The sequence below is a fragment of the Pseudomonas wadenswilerensis genome (genome assembly GCF_900497695.1).
Lineage (GTDB): Bacteria > Pseudomonadota > Gammaproteobacteria > Pseudomonadales > Pseudomonadaceae > Aquipseudomonas > Aquipseudomonas wadenswilerensis.
Genome location: NZ_UIDD01000010.1, coordinates 267,831 through 283,639, shown reverse-complemented (window position 1 = coordinate 283,639; position 15,809 = coordinate 267,831). Strand labels below are relative to the sequence as shown.

At 63.8% G+C, this 15,809-nt stretch carries 20 protein-coding genes; 15 read left to right on the top strand and 5 right to left on the bottom strand.

What is annotated here, in order from left to right:
- Nucleotides 1–116: 116 nt before the first annotated feature.
- Nucleotides 117–449, bottom strand: a complete 333-nt coding sequence (locus CCOS864_RS20125; protein WP_115088060.1) for an EscU/YscU/HrcU family type III secretion system export apparatus switch protein — start codon at nucleotides 447–449, stop codon at nucleotides 117–119.
- A complete protein-coding gene (fliK, locus tag CCOS864_RS20120; RefSeq protein WP_115088059.1) occupies nucleotides 446–2,014 on the bottom strand; it encodes a flagellar hook-length control protein FliK in 1,569 nt (522 codons plus the stop codon). The genes CCOS864_RS20125 and fliK overlap by 4 nt, the downstream gene beginning before the upstream one ends.
- A 163-nt stretch (nucleotides 2,015–2,177) precedes the next feature.
- Here fliK and ccmA point away from each other — a divergent pair, with 163 nt between their 5' ends.
- Genes ccmA through CCOS864_RS20060 form a run of 12 tightly spaced genes read left to right on the top strand, consistent with a single transcriptional unit; the run spans nucleotide 2,178 to nucleotide 10,968 of the window.
- Complete coding sequence (gene ccmA / locus CCOS864_RS20115) at nucleotides 2,178–2,810, top strand: cytochrome c biogenesis heme-transporting ATPase CcmA (protein ID WP_115088058.1); 633 nt, start codon at nucleotides 2,178–2,180, stop codon at nucleotides 2,808–2,810.
- A complete protein-coding gene (gene ccmB / locus CCOS864_RS20110) occupies nucleotides 2,807–3,475 on the top strand; it encodes a heme exporter protein CcmB (protein ID WP_026001415.1) in 669 nt (222 codons plus the stop codon). The genes ccmA and ccmB overlap by 4 nt, the downstream gene beginning before the upstream one ends.
- A gap of 43 nt (nucleotides 3,476–3,518) precedes the next feature.
- A complete protein-coding gene (locus CCOS864_RS20105; RefSeq protein WP_038996353.1) occupies nucleotides 3,519–4,295 on the top strand; it encodes a heme ABC transporter permease in 777 nt (258 codons plus the stop codon).
- Complete coding sequence (gene ccmD / locus CCOS864_RS20100) at nucleotides 4,292–4,468, top strand: heme exporter protein CcmD (protein WP_115088057.1); 177 nt, start codon at nucleotides 4,292–4,294, stop codon at nucleotides 4,466–4,468. The genes CCOS864_RS20105 and ccmD overlap by 4 nt, the downstream gene beginning before the upstream one ends.
- Nucleotides 4,465–4,920, top strand: a complete 456-nt coding sequence (gene ccmE, locus CCOS864_RS20095) for a cytochrome c maturation protein CcmE (protein ID WP_115088056.1) — start codon at nucleotides 4,465–4,467, stop codon at nucleotides 4,918–4,920. Before ccmD ends, ccmE begins: the two co-directional genes overlap by 4 nt.
- Nucleotides 4,921–4,931: 11 nt before the next feature.
- Entirely contained in the window at nucleotides 4,932–6,905 is a 1,974-nt protein-coding gene (locus CCOS864_RS20090) for a heme lyase CcmF/NrfE family subunit (RefSeq protein ID WP_177414889.1), read from the top strand.
- Nucleotides 6,902–7,435, top strand: coding sequence for a DsbE family thiol:disulfide interchange protein (locus tag CCOS864_RS20085; RefSeq protein WP_115088054.1), 534 nt, complete (start codon nucleotides 6,902–6,904; stop codon nucleotides 7,433–7,435). The genes CCOS864_RS20090 and CCOS864_RS20085 overlap by 4 nt, the downstream gene beginning before the upstream one ends.
- Nucleotides 7,432–7,908: a cytochrome c-type biogenesis protein gene (locus CCOS864_RS20080; protein ID WP_115088053.1), complete on the top strand. Its 477-nt coding sequence runs from the start codon at nucleotides 7,432–7,434 to the stop codon at nucleotides 7,906–7,908. Before CCOS864_RS20085 ends, CCOS864_RS20080 begins: the two co-directional genes overlap by 4 nt.
- Complete coding sequence (gene ccmI, locus CCOS864_RS20075) at nucleotides 7,901–9,103, top strand: c-type cytochrome biogenesis protein CcmI (protein WP_115088052.1); 1,203 nt, start codon at nucleotides 7,901–7,903, stop codon at nucleotides 9,101–9,103. Before CCOS864_RS20080 ends, ccmI begins: the two co-directional genes overlap by 8 nt.
- A gap of 10 nt (nucleotides 9,104–9,113) precedes the next feature.
- Nucleotides 9,114–9,527, top strand: coding sequence for a hypothetical protein (locus CCOS864_RS20070; RefSeq protein WP_010225056.1), 414 nt, complete (start codon nucleotides 9,114–9,116; stop codon nucleotides 9,525–9,527).
- 47 nt (nucleotides 9,528–9,574) lie between these two features.
- Entirely contained in the window at nucleotides 9,575–10,513 is a 939-nt protein-coding gene (locus CCOS864_RS20065) for a 2-hydroxyacid dehydrogenase (RefSeq protein WP_115088051.1), read from the top strand.
- A gap of 47 nt (nucleotides 10,514–10,560) precedes the next feature.
- Entirely contained in the window at nucleotides 10,561–10,968 is a 408-nt protein-coding gene (locus CCOS864_RS20060) for a GFA family protein (RefSeq protein WP_115088050.1), read from the top strand.
- On the opposite strand, the gene CCOS864_RS20055 is transcribed toward CCOS864_RS20060, so the two are convergent.
- Complete coding sequence (locus tag CCOS864_RS20055; RefSeq protein ID WP_115088049.1) at nucleotides 10,961–11,854, bottom strand: LysR substrate-binding domain-containing protein; 894 nt, start codon at nucleotides 11,852–11,854, stop codon at nucleotides 10,961–10,963. The two genes, CCOS864_RS20060 and CCOS864_RS20055, sit on opposite strands and share 8 nt — an antisense overlap.
- 154 nt (nucleotides 11,855–12,008) lie before the next feature.
- On the opposite strand from CCOS864_RS20055, the gene CCOS864_RS20050 reads away from it, so the two are divergent.
- From CCOS864_RS20050 to CCOS864_RS20040, 3 genes are all read left to right on the top strand, one after another.
- Nucleotides 12,009–12,941, top strand: coding sequence for a DMT family transporter (locus CCOS864_RS20050; RefSeq protein ID WP_115088048.1), 933 nt, complete (start codon nucleotides 12,009–12,011; stop codon nucleotides 12,939–12,941).
- A 120-nt stretch (nucleotides 12,942–13,061) separates the two neighbouring features.
- Nucleotides 13,062–13,400, top strand: coding sequence for an FKBP-type peptidyl-prolyl cis-trans isomerase (locus CCOS864_RS20045; RefSeq protein ID WP_115088047.1), 339 nt, complete (start codon nucleotides 13,062–13,064; stop codon nucleotides 13,398–13,400).
- Nucleotides 13,401–13,607: 207 nt separating this feature from the next.
- Complete coding sequence (locus CCOS864_RS20040; RefSeq protein WP_115088046.1) at nucleotides 13,608–14,270, top strand: histidine phosphatase family protein; 663 nt, start codon at nucleotides 13,608–13,610, stop codon at nucleotides 14,268–14,270.
- A gap of 3 nt (nucleotides 14,271–14,273) precedes the next feature.
- Here the strand turns inward: CCOS864_RS20040 and CCOS864_RS20035 are convergent, their stop codons facing one another.
- A complete protein-coding gene (locus CCOS864_RS20035; protein WP_115088045.1) occupies nucleotides 14,274–14,960 on the bottom strand; it encodes a hypothetical protein in 687 nt (228 codons plus the stop codon).
- Nucleotides 14,957–15,721, bottom strand: a complete 765-nt coding sequence (locus CCOS864_RS20030; RefSeq protein WP_115088044.1) for a hypothetical protein — start codon at nucleotides 15,719–15,721, stop codon at nucleotides 14,957–14,959. The genes CCOS864_RS20035 and CCOS864_RS20030 overlap by 4 nt, the downstream gene beginning before the upstream one ends.
- Nucleotides 15,722–15,809 lie beyond the last annotated feature (88 nt).

The window sequence follows — 15,809 nt, the reverse complement described above, 5'->3', positions numbered from 1 at the left end:
CAGTCACTGCCTGGTGTGCTGGCTATACCGGCCTCATCGCTGGCAAGCCAGCTCCCACAGGTTTTGCACAATCCCTTCAAGTCTTACCATACAAGCGGGCTTGCCCCGCGATGCTTTCAGGTACCCGGCAATCTCAGGTCGGTGGGGGTGATATCGCGCTCCTGCGGCCCTTCATCGACAAACCCCATTGGCACCTTACCCTTGAGCTGCCAGGCAAAGGCGATGATTTCGGCGATGGTCAGGTACAGCGCCTCGGGAATCTGATCGCCCAGTTCCATGCGCGCCAGCAGGCGCACCAGTTCGGCATTTTCATAGATCGGCACTTCGTGCTCGCGGGCAATCGCCAGGATTGCCTCGGCCAGCTCGTCGTCGCCCTTGGCACTAAGGGTCGGGGCCTGCTGGCCGTCGTAGGTCAGGGCAATGGCCTGGCGTGGAGTCTTATCAATCATGCCTGTTCATCCACCCATCTTTGTTCCAGGTGCGTGCGCGGCCCCTGGGGCGGTGTGCCGTGATGGCAGTGCAGTTCGGTGACGTTCAGGCCCCGCGCCAGCAGGCGTTCGCGCAGGTGGCCGAGCTGGCTTTCGATCAATTGTGCGGTGCTCGGCAGTTCGGCCCAGAGCTGGCTGGACAGGCTGCCCTGGCTGATCTGCGCCTGTACCTGCAGCGGCCCCAGCGGATGCAGGTCGAAGGACAGCTCGATGCGCCAGAGCATTTCCAGCGGGTCGCGGCGTTCGCGCTCCGGGTCGCCTTGCTGCTCGGGGGTTTCTTCGCGCTGCAGTTTCATCTGTAGCGGCATGAAGTCCTGGCCGGTGCGCAGCGGGATCTCCAGTTGCCAGGTGGTCTGCAGGTTGCCATCGGCGGTGGTGCCGGTCTGTTCCAGGCTTGCCAGCTGATGGCTTTGCAGGCGCGATATGGCCGCAGCGGCCAGGCGCAGCAAATGCTCAAGGTCACCTTCGCCGTCCTGGCTCTGCAGCAGGCGCGAGGGCAGGGGAAAGCCACCGGGATGTGGCCGCGGGCTGACCTGGCCGAGCATGCCCAGGGCATTGCGGACCATGCCGGGCATGACCTGGGCCAGGGTGCTGGCGGCGGCAGCCGGGTTGAACGTGGCGTTGCCGGGTAGCCCCGGCAGCAGTTGCGCCACCAGGCGCACCACTTGGGCTTTAAGGTCGGGTGCAAGCGCAGCGGGCAGCCCGGCCAGCAGCTTGGCCTCAAGAAACACGCCGCTGTTGCTCAAGGCCTGTGCCAGGCCCTTGGGGTCGCTGAGCTGGCGTATGTCCGGCAGGCTGGCCAGCAGCTTGTCTACCGTGGCGCGCACTTCGCCCGTTTGGCTATTGTCGTTGCGCAATTGTTGCAGGGTCGCGAGCAAGCCTTGCAGGGACGCCTGGCGGCTCTGCTGGGTGCTTAGCTGCTGGGTAATCGCCAGTTGCTCCTGGCGCCCGCTGAGCGGTACGAAGCTCAGCGATTGATCACTTTGCACCCGAGCGCTGAGCAGGCTGCCCACCGGCAGCGGGCGCGGGCTGTCGATGGCCAGGGTGGCGCCGGCCTGAGGGCCGCCGAGCAAGGTCACCAGCGAGCGGAACTGGGCCAGTTGACCGGGGTTCTGAGGGAGCGCCTGGCTGGTTACGACCTTGCCTTGCAGCAGGGTGCCAACAGGCAGTTCGCGGGTGTCGATGCGGGTCAGGGTGGCCACGCTGCTGGCGATGGCCTGCTGCACGGTGATGGTCAGGTTGGCGCTGCTGCTCTGGCTCACCGCCAGTTGGCTGCCCTGGGCCAGGGGCAGGGTGCTGCTGGCCTGGATGTTGGTCTGCTTGCCGTTGTCCTGGGTCAGCTTGAGCAGCATCTGGAAGTCCTGGCCGACCTGGCGCAGGGCCAATACCTCGGCCTTGGCGGTTTCGCCCGGGGCCAGCAAGGCCTGTTGCGGTTGCAGCAGGCGCAGCAGCTCACCGGTCATCGCCGAGCGCAGCTGCGGGTTGGCCGGAATCTGTGCAGCAAGGTTGTTGATTTCGCCTGTCATCCGCTCGCAACCTGTTGAAATAGCCCTCTTTGCAGTAGGACATCACATGTATAATGCCGCCCGATCTTTGGCGATCAGCGCGGCCGGGCCACATCGTCGTTGCCAGTATAACGGCAAGGCCGGGACCGACTTGAGACAGGCATCCCAAGCATAAGGCGAAACCGTGACCCCTCATCTCCAAGCCGTGGGCCTGGCCTGCGAGCGCGACTGGCGAATGCTCTTCGAAAACCTCGAATTGCACCTGGGCGCAGGCGACATGCTGCAGATCAGCGGCCCCAACGGCAGCGGCAAAACCAGCCTGCTGCGCTTGATGGCCGGCCTCATGAGCCCGACCGCCGGGCAGATTCTCCTCAGCGGCAAGCCTTTGGCTGAACAACGCAACGAACTGGCGCGCATCCTCTTGTGGATCGGTCACGCGGCCGGCATCAAGGATGTCCTCAGCCCCGAAGAGAACCTCGCCTGGCTCTGCGCCCTGCATCGCCCGGCCGCGCCGGCGGCAATCCGCACGGCCCTGGAAGCGGTCGGCCTGCGCGGTTTCGAAGACGTCCCCTGCCATACCCTGTCGGCCGGCCAGCAACGCCGCGTGGCCCTGGCCCGACTGTACCTGGACAGCCCGCCGCTGTGGATTCTCGACGAACCCTTCACTGCCCTCGACAAGCAGGGCGTGGCCCAGCTCGAAGCGCACCTGGCCGCCCATTGCGAGCAGGGCGGCATGGTTGTGCTGACCACCCACCACACGCTGGAACGCAAGCCGTCCGGTTACCGTGAACTGAACCTGGGGCAGTGGGCCGCATGAGTGTGTTTGTACTGTTGTTGCGTCGTGAAGCGCGTCTGCTGTGCCGACGTCCGGCCGAGCTTGCCAATCCGTTGGTGTTCTTCGCCATCGTCGTCGCCCTGTTCCCGTTGGCGGTCGGTCCGGAGACTCAATTGTTGCAAACCTTGTCTCCGGGACTGGTCTGGGTCGCCGCGCTTTTATCGGTTCTGCTCTCGCTGGACGGGCTTTTCCGCAGTGATTTCGAGGACGGGTCGCTGGAGCAGTGGGTCCTTTCGTCGCACCCCCTGCCTCTTCTGGTGCTGGCGAAAGTACTGGCACACTGGGCCTTTTCTGGCCTGGCACTGGTATTGTTGGCACCCTTGCTGGCACTGATGCTAGGTTTGCCTGCGGCGTGCCTGCCGGTACTGCTGGCATCGCTTTTGCTCGGTACCCCGGTACTGAGCCTGTTGGGCGCTGTGGGTGCAGCCCTGACAGTCGGCTTGAAACGTGGCGGCCTGCTGCTGGCGCTACTTATTTTGCCGTTATATATCCCGGTATTGATCCTGGGCAGTGGCGCCTTGCAGGCGGCATTGCAAGCTATGCCGGCGACCGGTTATCTGCTCTGGCTTGGCAGCCTGACCGCCCTGGCAGTAACTCTGGCACCCTTTGCAATAGCGGCTGGCCTGAAGATCAGCGTCGGCGAATAATGAGGTCTGGGCCCTGCCCAGCAAAGACCCTGGATGTACCGTGATGAAAAGCAGCGCAATCAGCTGGACGTGGTTTCACAAACTGGGTTCACCCAAATGGTTCTATTCCATCAGCGGGCGGATGCTGCCGTGGCTGGCGATTGCCGCCATCCTGCTGATCGGCATCGGCGTGGTCTGGGGCCTGGCCTTCGCGCCACAGGACTACCAGCAAGGTAACAGCTTCAGGATCATCTACATCCACGTGCCGGCGGCGATGCTCGCCCAGTCCTGCTATGTGATGCTGGCGGTCGCCGGAGTGGTGGGCCTGGTGTGGAAGATGAAAATCGCCGACGTCGCCCTGCAGTGCGCGGCGCCCATCGGTGCCTGGATGACCGCCGTGGCGCTGGTCACCGGCGCCATCTGGGGCAAGCCGACCTGGGGCAGCTGGTGGGTCTGGGATGCACGACTGACGTCGATGCTGATCCTGCTTTTTCTGTACTTCGGTCTCATTGCCCTGAGCCATGCAATCAGCAATCGTGAGAGCGCGGCCAAGGCCTGCGCGGTGCTGGCCATCGTCGGGGTGATCAACATCCCGATCATCAAGTATTCGGTGGAGTGGTGGAACACCCTGCACCAGGGCGCCACCTTCACCCTCACCGAAAAACCGGCGATGCCTGCCGAGATGTGGCTGCCGCTGCTGCTGACGGTACTGGGCTTCTACTGCTTCTTCGGCGCCGTGCTGTTGCTGCGCATGCGCCTTGAAGTGCTCAAGCGCGAGGCGCGCGCCAGCTGGGTCAAGGAGGAGGTATTGAACAGCCTGGGTCGGGAGATGGCACGATGAGCTTTACCTCCTTCAGTGATTTTCTCGCCATGGGCCATCACGGCCTGTACGTCTGGTCGGCCTACGGCATCTGCCTGCTGGTGCTGGCCTTCAACGTCGCCGCGCCCGTGCGCGCCAAGCGCCGTTACCTGCAAGAACAGGCGCGCCGTCTGCGCCGGGAGAACAAACCGTGAATCCGCAGCGTAAAAAGCGTCTGTTCATCATCCTCGGCCTGCTGGCCGGGATTGGCATCGCCGTGGGCCTGGCCCTGAGCGCCCTGCAGCAGAACATCAACCTGTTCTATACCCCGACCCAGATCGCCAATGGCGAAGCGCCGCTGGACACCCGCATCCGCGCTGGCGGCATGGTCGAGAAAGGCTCGCTGCAACGCTCCGGTGACTCGCTGGACGTGCGCTTTGTGGTCACCGACTTCAGCAAGTCGGTGCCTATCACCTACCGCGGCATCCTCCCGGACCTGTTCCGCGAAGGACAGGGTATCGTCGCCCTGGGCAAGCTCAATGCCGAAGGCGTGGTGGTGGCCGATGAAGTGCTGGCCAAGCACGACGAGAAATACATGCCGCCGGAAGTCACCAAAGCCCTCAAGGAAAGCGGCCAGGCCGCCACCGATGCTGGAGCCAAGCCATGAATGCGGCACTGATCATTCCTGAACTGGGCCAGCTGGCGATGATCCTGGCGATCTGTTTCGCTTGCGTCCAGGCCACCATCCCGCTGCTCGGCGCCTGGCGCGGCGACAGCCTGTGGATGAGCCTGGCGCGCCCGGCAGCCTGGGGCCAGTTCGCCTTTTTGGCGTTCGCCTTCGCCTGCCTGACCCACGCCTTCATGACCGACAACTTCTCGGTCGCCTATGTCGCCAACAACTCCAACAGTGCCTTGCCCTGGTACTTCAAGTTCAGCGCCGTGTGGGGCGCCCACGAAGGCTCGCTGCTGCTCTGGGCGATGATCCTCGGCGGCTGGACCTTTGCCGTGTCGATCTTCTCCCGGCAATTGCCGCAGGTGATGCTGGCGCGGGTGCTGGCGGTGATGGGCATGATCAGCGTCGGCTTCCTGTCGTTCCTGATCATCACCTCCAACCCGTTCAAACGCCTGCTGCCGCAGGTGCCAAGCGACGGCGCCGACCTCAACCCGCTGCTCCAGGACATTGGCCTGATCGTCCATCCGCCGATGCTGTACATGGGCTACGTGGGCTTTTCGGTAGCCTTTGCCTTCGCCATTGCCGCCTTGCTCGGCGGCCGCCTGGACGCCGCCTGGGCCCGCTGGTCGCGGCCGTGGACCATCGTCGCCTGGGCCTTCCTGGGTATCGGTATCACCCTCGGTTCCTGGTGGGCTTACTACGAGTTGGGCTGGGGTGGTTGGTGGTTCTGGGACCCGGTCGAAAACGCCTCGTTCATGCCCTGGCTGGTGGGCACCGCGCTGATTCACTCGCTGGCGGTCACCGAGAAGCGCGGCGTGTTCAAAAGCTGGACGGTATTGCTGGCGATCGCCGCGTTCTCCCTGAGCCTGCTGGGGACCTTCCTGGTCCGTTCCGGGGTACTGACCTCGGTGCATGCCTTCGCCTCCGACCCCGAGCGCGGCATCTTCATCCTGATTTTCCTGTTGTTCGTGGTCGGTGGTTCGCTGACCCTGTTTGCCCTGCGTGCACCGGTGGTCAAGAGCCAGGTCGGCTTTGCCCTGTGGTCGCGGGAAACCCTGCTGCTGGCCAACAACCTGGTGCTGGTGGTGGCGGCTTCGATGATCCTCCTGGGCACCCTGTACCCGTTGATCCTCGACGCCCTGACCGGCGCCAAGCTGTCGGTCGGCCCGCCGTACTTCGATGCACTGTTCATTCCGTTGATGGCAGTGCTGATGGTGGTGATGGCGGTGGGCGTGATCGTGCGCTGGAAAGACACCCCGAGCCAATGGCTGCTGGGCATGCTCACCCCGGTGCTGATCGCCAGCGCCGTGCTGGCGCCGATCGGCGGCTTTCTGGTCGACGATTTCGACTGGCAGGTGCTGACCACCTTCGCCCTGGCCGCGTGGGTCATCCTCGCCGGTGCCCGCGACATCCTCGACAAGACCCGCCACAAAGGCCTGTTCAAGGGCCTGCGCGGCCTGAGCCGCAGCTACTGGGGCATGCAGGTGGCGCACCTGGGCCTGGCGGTGTGCGCCCTGGGCGTGGTGCTGTCGAGCAACAACAGCGCCGAACGCGACCTGCGCCTGGCACCGGGCGAGTCGGTGGAACTGGCCGGCTACCAGTTCATCTTCGAAGGCGCCAAGCACTTCGAAGGGCCGAACTTCACTTCCGACAAGGGCACCGTGCGAGTGGTCGAGAATGGCCGCGAGATCAGCGTCCTGCACCCGGAAAAACGCCTGTACACCGTGCAGCAGTCGATGATGACAGAAGCCGGTATCGATGCCGGTTTCACCCGTGACCTCTATGTTGCCCTCGGTGAGCCGCTGGATAACGGCGCCTGGGCGGTGCGGGTGCACGTCAAGCCGTTCGTGCGCTGGATCTGGCTGGGTGGTTTGCTGACCGGCCTGGGCGGCTTGCTGGCAGCACTGGATGGTCGTTATCGCGTCAAGGTGAAAACCCGCGTGCGTGAGGCACTGGGCATGTCTGGAGCAACTGCATGAAGCGTTGGATCATGGTGCTGCCGCTGGCGGTGTTTCTGCTGGTGGCGGTGTTTCTCTATCGCGGCCTGTTCCTCGACCCGAGCGAACTGCCCTCGGCGATGATCGGCAAGCCGTTCCCGGCCTTTGCCCTGGCGTCGGTAGACGGCAAACCGCTGACCGAGGCCGACCTGCTCGGCAAGCCGGCGCTGGTCAACGTCTGGGCCACCTGGTGCCCGTCGTGCAAGATCGAGCATCCGTACCTGAACAAGCTGGCCGAGCAGGGCGTGGTGATCCACGGGGTCAACTACAAGGACGACAACGCCGCCGCACTGAAATGGCTGGCCGAGTTCCACAACCCGTACCAGCTGGATATCCGTGACGAGCAGGGCAGCCTGGGCCTGGACCTGGGGGTGTACGGCGCGCCGGAAACCTTCCTGATCGACGCCAAGGGCATCATCCGCTACAAGCACGTAGGCGTGGTCGACGCCACCGTCTGGCGCGAGCAACTGGCGCCGCAGTACCAGAGCCTGGTCGATGAGGCCAAGCCATGAAGCGCTGGCTGGCAGCCGCCGTACTCGGCCTGAGCCTGGCCGGGGTGACCCAGGCGGCAATCGACACCTACCAGTTTGCCGATGAGGCGGAACGTGAGCGTTATCACGAGTTGACCAAGGAACTGCGCTGCCCCAAGTGCCAGAACCAGGACATCGCCGACTCCAATGCGCCGATCGCCGCCGACCTGCGTCGGGAGATCTTCCGCATGCTCGGCGAAGGCAAGAGCAACCAGCAGATCGTCGATTTCATGGTTGATCGCTACGGTGACTTCGTCCGCTACAAGCCCGCCCTGAGTGCTCGTACCTGGCTGCTGTGGTTCGGCCCGGGCGTGTTGCTGCTGGGCGGCTTTACCGTGCTTGCGCTGATTGTGCGCAAGCGCCGTGGCCAGGCAGCTGCAGGCAGCGCCGACCTTTCCCCCGAGGAGCGTGAGCGCCTCGCCAAATTGCTGGACAAAGAACAGACCCATGACTGATTTCTGGCTTGCTGCAGGCCTGCTGTTGCTGGTGGCCCTGAGCTTTTTGCTGATCCCGGTGTTGCGCAGCCGTCGTGCGCAACAGGAAGAAGACCGCACCGCCCTCAACGTTGCCCTGTACCAGGAACGCGTTGCCGAGCTGGCTGCCCAGCAGGCCGCCGGGGTGCTCGATGCCGAGCAGTTCGGCAAAGGCCGCGATGAGGCCGCGCGCGAGCTGCTGGCCGATACCGAGGGCGTCGAACCGCAGCGCCTGGGTCGCCTGGGCAAACCCTTGCCGCTGCTGGCGGCGGTGCTGGTGCCATTGATGGGCCTGGGCCTGTACCTGCATTTCGGTGCCAGCGAGCAGGTCGAGCTGACCCAGCAATTTGCCAAGGCGCCGCAGTCCATGGAAGAAATGACCCGCCGCCTGGAGCTGGCGGTGCAGGCCCAGCCGGACTCGGCCGAAGGCCTGTACTTCCTCGGTCGTGCCTACATGGCCCAGGAGCGTCCCGCCGATGCCGCCAAGGTCTTCGAGCGCGCCGTGGCGGTTGCCGGGCGTGAGCCGGAGCTGCTCGGACAGTGGGCCCAGGCGTTGTACTTTGCCAACAACAAGCAGTGGAACGCCCAGACCCAGGCCCTGACCGACGAAGCGCTCAAGGCCGACGCGAACGAAGTCACCAGCCTCGGCCTGCTCGGCATCGCTGCGTTTGAGTCCGAGCACTACCAGCAAGCCATCGACTACTGGAACCGCCTGCTGGTACAACTGCCTGAAGGCGACGCCTCGCGGGCAGCGTTGCAGGGCGGTATCGAACGCGCCAGCGAAAAGCTCAAGGCTGGCGAGGGCAAGGCCGCACCGGCAGTTGCCGAGCAGGGCACGGCACGCCTGAAGGTACGGGTGGAACTGGCAGCGGCGCTCAAGGACAAGGTCAAGCCTGACGACACCGTGTTCATCTTCGCCCGTGCAAGTTCCGGCCCGCCGATGCCGCTGGCGGCCAAGCGGGTTACCGTGGCGCAGTTGCCGATCGAAGTGGAGTTGAGCGACAGCGATGCGATGATGCCGAACATGAAACTGTCGAGCTTCCCTGAAGTCCAACTGGTTGCGCGCATCTCTCGCGCTGGCCAGCCGACCCAGGGCGAATGGGTTGGCAAGGGTGCTCCGCTGGCCAGCAGCACTACCGCCGCGCAACACCTGACCATCGACAGCCCGGACCAGTAAGAGACCGACTATGAACAGCATCGCACGCCTGACCCTTCTCTCCCTGGTTGTGGGCTTGAGTGCATGTACCGTTCATCAGCCCTCCGAACCCACCGCGCCGCCGATCGAGACCCTGCCGCCTGGTCCGAGCACCAAGCCTGCGCCCAAGCCGGGCGCGGTGCCGAGCAAACCGGCCGTCACCCCGGTGCCCAAGCCGGTACAGCGCACCTCACCGAGCTTTGCACCACCGCCCGGTGGTGCCAGCCACTGGGACCCGCGCCTGGGTGTGTACGTGCTCGACGGCAAGCCCAACACCTTCTACCGCCAGCGCACCTATTACCGCTGGAACAACGGCTGGAGCTGGTCGACCAACCTCAACGGTCCCTGGCAGGAAACCGACAGCAGTGGCGTGCCGGGCGGTCTGGGCCGGGCTTTCGCCCAGTAGCCTGAAGTCCGCATAATGCCCCCTCGCGAATAGCCCGGGAGCTTGGCATGACACAGACGGTACTGGTGCTGGTAGAAACGGTCGACGCCTACCTGCCCCTGTTGGAGAGCAACGGTTTTCGCCTGATCCGCGCGCAGACCCCGGCTTTGCGTGCCGAGGCCATTGCCCGTCATGGCAGCGAGATCGATGCGGTACTGACCCGCGGTCCGCTGGGCCTGTACGCCGATGAAATTGCTGCCTTGCCCGCCTTGAAAATCATCTGCGTGATCGGCGCCGGTTACGAGCAGGTCGATCTGGCGGCCGCCGCTGCGCAGGGTATCACCGTGACCAACGGCGCTGGCGCCAATGCCAAGGCGGTGGCTGACCATGCCATGGCCTTGCTGTTGGCGGTTGTGCGCGATATTCCCCGTGCCGATGCCTCGACCCGCCGTGGCGAGTGGAACCGGGTGATCAGCCCGTCGGTCAGCGGCAAGCGCCTGGGTATTCTCGGCCTTGGCGCGGTCGGCCTGGCGATTGCCAAACGTGCGGCGCAGGGCTTCGATATGCAGGTGAGCTATCACAACCGCAACCCGCGTACCGATGTGGTCTATCACTACTGCGACAGCCCCTTGGCATTAGCCCGTGAATCGGACTTTCTGATCGTCGCTACCCCGGGTGGTGCCAATACCCGCCAGCTGATCGACAGGCCGGTGCTTGAAGCCCTGGGCGCAGAGGGTTTTCTGGTCAACATCGCCCGGGCCAGCGTGGTTAGCACCACTGATCTGGTCGAGGCCTTGGCAAACGGGGTGATAGCCGGTGCGGCGCTGGATGTGTTCGATGAAGAACCGGCAGTGCCCGTCACCCTGAAGGCCTTGCCCAATGTGGTGCTGACGCCGCATGTCGCCGGTCAGTCGCCGGAGGCCGCGCGCGACACGGTGCAACTGGTGCTGAAGAACCTGCAGGCATTCTTTGCCGGCGAGCCGGTGCTGACGCCGGTCACCGGCTGACAGCTGCTAGACTTGCCGCCTACCTCTCCCAGCAAGGAGCCTTGACCATGTCCCTGGAAAAACACGGCAGTTGCCTGTGCGGCGCCGTCAAACTCAGCGTCAGCCTGGAGAAAGCCAGCGTCAACGCCTGCCATTGCAGCATGTGCCGGCAGTGGGGCGGCGGGCCGTTCCTGTCGGTGCATTGCGCTGAGCCGGTGCAGTTCACCCGCGGCCAGCCGGTGTTCCATGACTCATCCGACTGGGCCCAGCGCGGTTTCTGTGGCACCTGTGGCACGCACCTGTTGTACCGGCTGAAATCCGGCAATTTCGATGCGGTGTCGGTCGGCGTGCTGGAGGGCGATACCGACTGGATCTTCGATCTGCAGGTGTATATAGACAAGAAACCGGAGTATTACTGTCTGGCCAGAGGCACACCGACAATGACTGCAGCTGAAGTCGAGGCGCTGTTCAGCTAAGCGCCAGTAACCATGCCTCGAACACTTGCGCCGCCGGCGAGCGCAGGGCCTGTTTGTCGTGCACCAGGTAGTCGGCCTGGCCGGTGTGCACGACAAACGCCGACACCTGGCGGATCAAGCCGTTGTCGATCCGCTCGCGGGCCATGAACTCCCAGCCCAGCCCCACGCCCATCCCCTGCATCACCGCATCGAACACCAGGTTGACCTGGTTGAAGGTCACCGCATTGGCCGGCGCCTGGTAGCGCAAGCCCTGGTGGCCGAACCAGTCCTGCCAGTCCAGGCAGTTCCAGGCCGAGGCGTCCAGTTGGATCAACGGCAATGCCTGCAGCTCGCTCAGTGAATGCACTGCGGGCAGGGCACGTTTGACGCTGGCAATGGGGTAGATGGCCTCATCGAACAACTTGCTGGCCTTGAGTGAACTCCAGTGGCCATGGCCATAGAGGATGCCGAAGTCGTAGTTGCCGATATCGCTTTCGCTGATTTCGTTGCTGGCGTGAATGTTCACCGTCAGCTCCGGGTGCTGCTCGTTGAAGCGCAGCAGGCGCGGGAACAACCAGTACTGGGCCACCGCATGGGTGCAGATGACGCTGACATTACGGCTGCCGTGGCCGCTTTTCAGGCGCAGCACATTGTTCAACAGGCTTTCCAGCATGGGTTCGACAATGGCGTTGAAGCCTTCACCGGCTGTCGTCAGGGCGATACCCCGGGCGCGGCGCTCGAACAGGATCGCGCCGAGGTGCTCTTCCAGCACCTTGATCTGTTTGCTCACTGCGCTCTGGGTCAGGTACAGCTCGCTGGCGGCGCGGGTGAAGCTGCCGGTGCGGACCACCGCTTCGAAGGCAATCAGGGTGTCCAGCGGCGGCAAGTGACGGCTGAAGCGGCTCATGCTTAGGGTCCAGTCTGGGGAATGCCTCAATCATAAGGTCGATGCTTTCGGCATGAAAGGTATTCCCTGTGGGAATGTCTGCATACCAAATCATCTTTTGTCGGAACGGCGCTCTGGCGTTAGCCTGCGCACTTCTTTGAACAGGAGCAGGCAAGTGAAACGGGGTGTGGCTTACGCCGGTGTAGCCGGTGCGATGTGGGGGCTGGTGCTGATGGTGCCGCAGCTGTTGCCGGAGTTCAGCCCGGTGCTGCTCAGTTGTGCGCGCTTTGTCCTGTTCGGCCTGGTGACCCTGGTACTGGCGATTCCCATGCGCACGGCCCTGGGCCGCTTGACCCTGAGCGACCTGTGGATGATCGGGCGCCTGGCCCTGATCGGCAATCTGCTGTATTTCATCTGCCTGGTGGCGGCAATCCAGCGCCTGGGCGTGGCGCCGGCGTCGTTGATCGTCGGCGTGCTGCCGTTGACCATCACCCTGTACGGTCGTCACGACAGTGGCGGGGTGACGCTGCGGCAATTACTCCTGCCGCTGGGCCTGATTCTCGCCGGCATGCTGTGCATCAACCTGCAGACTTTTGCGGTCGAACCCGGTGCACTGGCCGACAAGCTTGCCGGTGTGCTCTATGCCCTCGGCGCGCTGGCCTGCTGGACCTGGTACGCGGTGCACAACAGCCGCTACCTCAAGCAGTGTGGGCATTTCGACAGCCACCAGTGGTCGGTGCTCAGCGGGGTGATGACCGGGGTGTTGAGCCTGGTACTGGTGCTGGTGCTTGCCTTGTGGCAGCCAACCCAGTTGCAGGTCGAGGCGGCGCCTGAGCGCTGGACGCTGTTCTGGCTGTACAGCCTGGGTTGCGCGGTGTTCGGCTCGTGGCTGGCGGCGTTGTTGTGGAATGCCGCGTCCAAGCGCATGCCGTTGACCCTGAGCGGCCAGTTGATTGTCTTCGAGACCCTGTTTGCCTTGCTCTATGCCTTCATCTGGCGCCAGAGCGGCCCGAGCCTGCTGGAAGGTCTGGCGATTGTCCTGGTGATCGGCGGTGTGTGCTGGTCGATGCGCCAGCATGAGCCGGGCAGGGCGCCAGCGACAGCCTGAGGCATGTGTGGGGGCGGGCTTGCCCTGCGATACCATGATGGTCATGGGCCTTGCAAAACCCTGCCAACCCTGCGAAAACGCTGCCCACTAAAGGCATATCCCGCTTCAACGAGGTCAAGCATGAGCAGCGAACTGCAAATCATCGATATCCAGCCAGGCGATGGCAAGGCCGTGGTCAAGGGCGCGCTGATCACTACCCATTACACCGGCTGGCTCGCCGACGGCAGCGAATTCGATTCTTCCCACAGCCGCGGCAAACCGTTCCAGTGCGTGATCGGCACCGGCCGGGTGATCAAGGGCTGGGACCAGGGCCTGATGGGCATGCAGGTCGGCGGCAAGCGCAAGCTGCTGGTGCCGGCGCATCTGGCTTACGGCGAACGCAGCATGGGCAAGATCCCGCCCAATGCCGACCTGACCTTCGAGATCGAACTGCTCGAAGTCCTTACCCGCGACGATTGAGCGCCGTCCGTCTTAATTCAGCAACATCACCACGCTACAGTGGCTCTGGCTCAGGGCCGAGCGCTCAGGGATCGAACCAAAAGGCATTCTTGTACTCTGAAGCATGCCCGATTCCACGGATGGAACATCAGACAGGGATTCCCCCGCGGCTTCGGCCGCGGGGGCACAGGCGGGTCAGCCTCAACCCTTTTTGCTGTGAAGAGCCCTATGAAGTTGCCGTCCCTGTTCAAGCGTCACCGTCACGCTGCGTTGTCCCTTGCCCTGCTTGCCGGAGTCGGCCTGCTGGCCGTCGAGGCGGTGGAAAGCCGCGCCGAACCGATGGACGGTGTACAGACCCTGGTGTTCCTGCGCCACGCCGAAAAGCCCGGCGAAGGCCTTGGGCAACTCAATTGCCAGGGACTCAACCGGGCGCTGGACCTGGCCACGCTGCTGCCAGAGAAATTCGGCAAGGCCGATTATGTGTTTGCCGCCAACCCCTCCCGGCACGTCGAAGAGGGCAGCAAGGACGACGCCTACAGCTACATCCGCCCGTTGATGACCATCAGCCCCAGCGCCATCAAGCTTGGCCTGCCGGTGAACATCGACTTCGGCGCCAACGACACCGGCGAGCTGGCCGACGAGCTGCTGCAGGATAAATACCGCAACGCCACCGTCTATACCGCCTGGTCCCACGGCTACCTGCCGGAACTGATCAACACCGTGGCCGGCAAGGCCCTGGGTGAAAAACGGGTGATCACCGACGATTGGGATGGCGAGGATTTCGACTCGATGTATGTGCTGACCCTCACCTGGCACGATGGCAAGGCCAGCCTGCTCAGCCGCAATTACAAGCAGGGCCTGAACAACGGCGAGCACACCTGCCCGAGCTGATGCTCAGTTCAATGCTTCGAACTGCCCCTTGGCCTCGCGCCATTCAAACACCTTGCCCAGGCAATAGCTGTTGGTTTCCAGCAGCACCTGGGTACTGCCGCCTTCGAGACGTACCTTGACGCTGTCGATACCCTGGCTGTAGCAACCGGGCAGGCCTACGTCGAGGGTTTGCACGCGTTTGCCGCTGGCCTTGTCCATGACCTCGATGGTCTTCACCCGGTCGTGGTCGTCGGCCAGCGGAATCTGGAAATAGAAGCGCTCGGTAGATGCCGCCTGGGGTAACGACGGGGTGCCCGCCGGCCAGACCTGCTGATGACCGAAGTCAGCCACCAGGCGCAACTCCAGGGGTAGCTGCCTGGCATTGGCGTAAGCCGTCCAAGTGCCGAGCATGGGCTTCGAGGCGCCGTTGTCGTCGGGGTTGTAGAACCTCAGGCGAGCCGTGGGCAGACCGCTGCTGTCCAGTTCATCCATGGATAACTGGCGGCCATTGTTGACCGAGCGCTTGAGGCGGATCGGCGTGCGGTAGCGATCATAGAAGTAGAACCCATGCTTGTAGTCATTGGTTTTCTCGATCACCAGGGTGATCGCCTGCTTGCCCAGGGAGCCCTGATAAACAGACTGGTAGGCCTGGGTGCCGAGGCTCAGGCCAAGCAACCCGGCGGCCAGCAGGCATTTGCCCAAGGTGTTCATCGGTTGCGCTCCCTGGCTTGCTGCTCGGTCTTGAGCTCGTAGCGATTGCTCGCCGGTTGGTAGACGTAGTACTGCGGGTCTTGTCCGGCTGCACCGCCGCTGGCCAGCTGCCCGACCGGGGTGGCTTTGAAATCGATCACCCCATCACCGTTGAAGTCGGCAAAGCTCAGGCTGGCGCTGCCCTGGAAGAACAGCGCCAGGTTGTCGATGACCTGCACCGGCTGGCCGCTGGTGCGATCGAGGATAGTGATGCGGTCGACGGTGCCGACATACTCGCCTGCGGTCTTGTGCGCGTGCACGCGAAACAGCCTGCGCCCGTCCAGCGGAAGTTGCAGCAGTTCGCCCTGCCAGGAGGCGTCCCGGCGGTCACTGAAACGCGTAACGCGCTTGAGCTCCAGCGCTTGTCGCTCGCGGTTGCGCAGGTTCACCCGGGTTCCGCGCAGTTCGCGGTCGTGGCTAAAGGCGAAAGGCTGAATCAGCAGCGCGGCGGATGGCAGGTCCGGGTTATCCAGGAGATTGATCAGCAGCGGCAAGCGATGGTCGTAGGGCGTGCGTTCAAGCGGGATCAGCCACTGGCGCTGCTCCTCCAGCCAGTACCCCTCGACGGTCTGGTGCTGGGCGTCGTAGGTCAGGGCGACTTCCACGGCGGTATCGCCCTGGGTGCCTTGGTAGACACTGACGGGAAGGGCCGCTTCAACAGTGGCGCAGGGCAACAGGGTTGCCAGGCTGAGCGAGAGCAGCAGCCTTGGGAGGGGGATCATTTGAGCTGGGCGTCCATGCGAAAAAACAGCGCAAGGCTAGCAAACCTGAGGGGCGGCGGCGACTGGATATGCGTCAACAGTCAGCTCC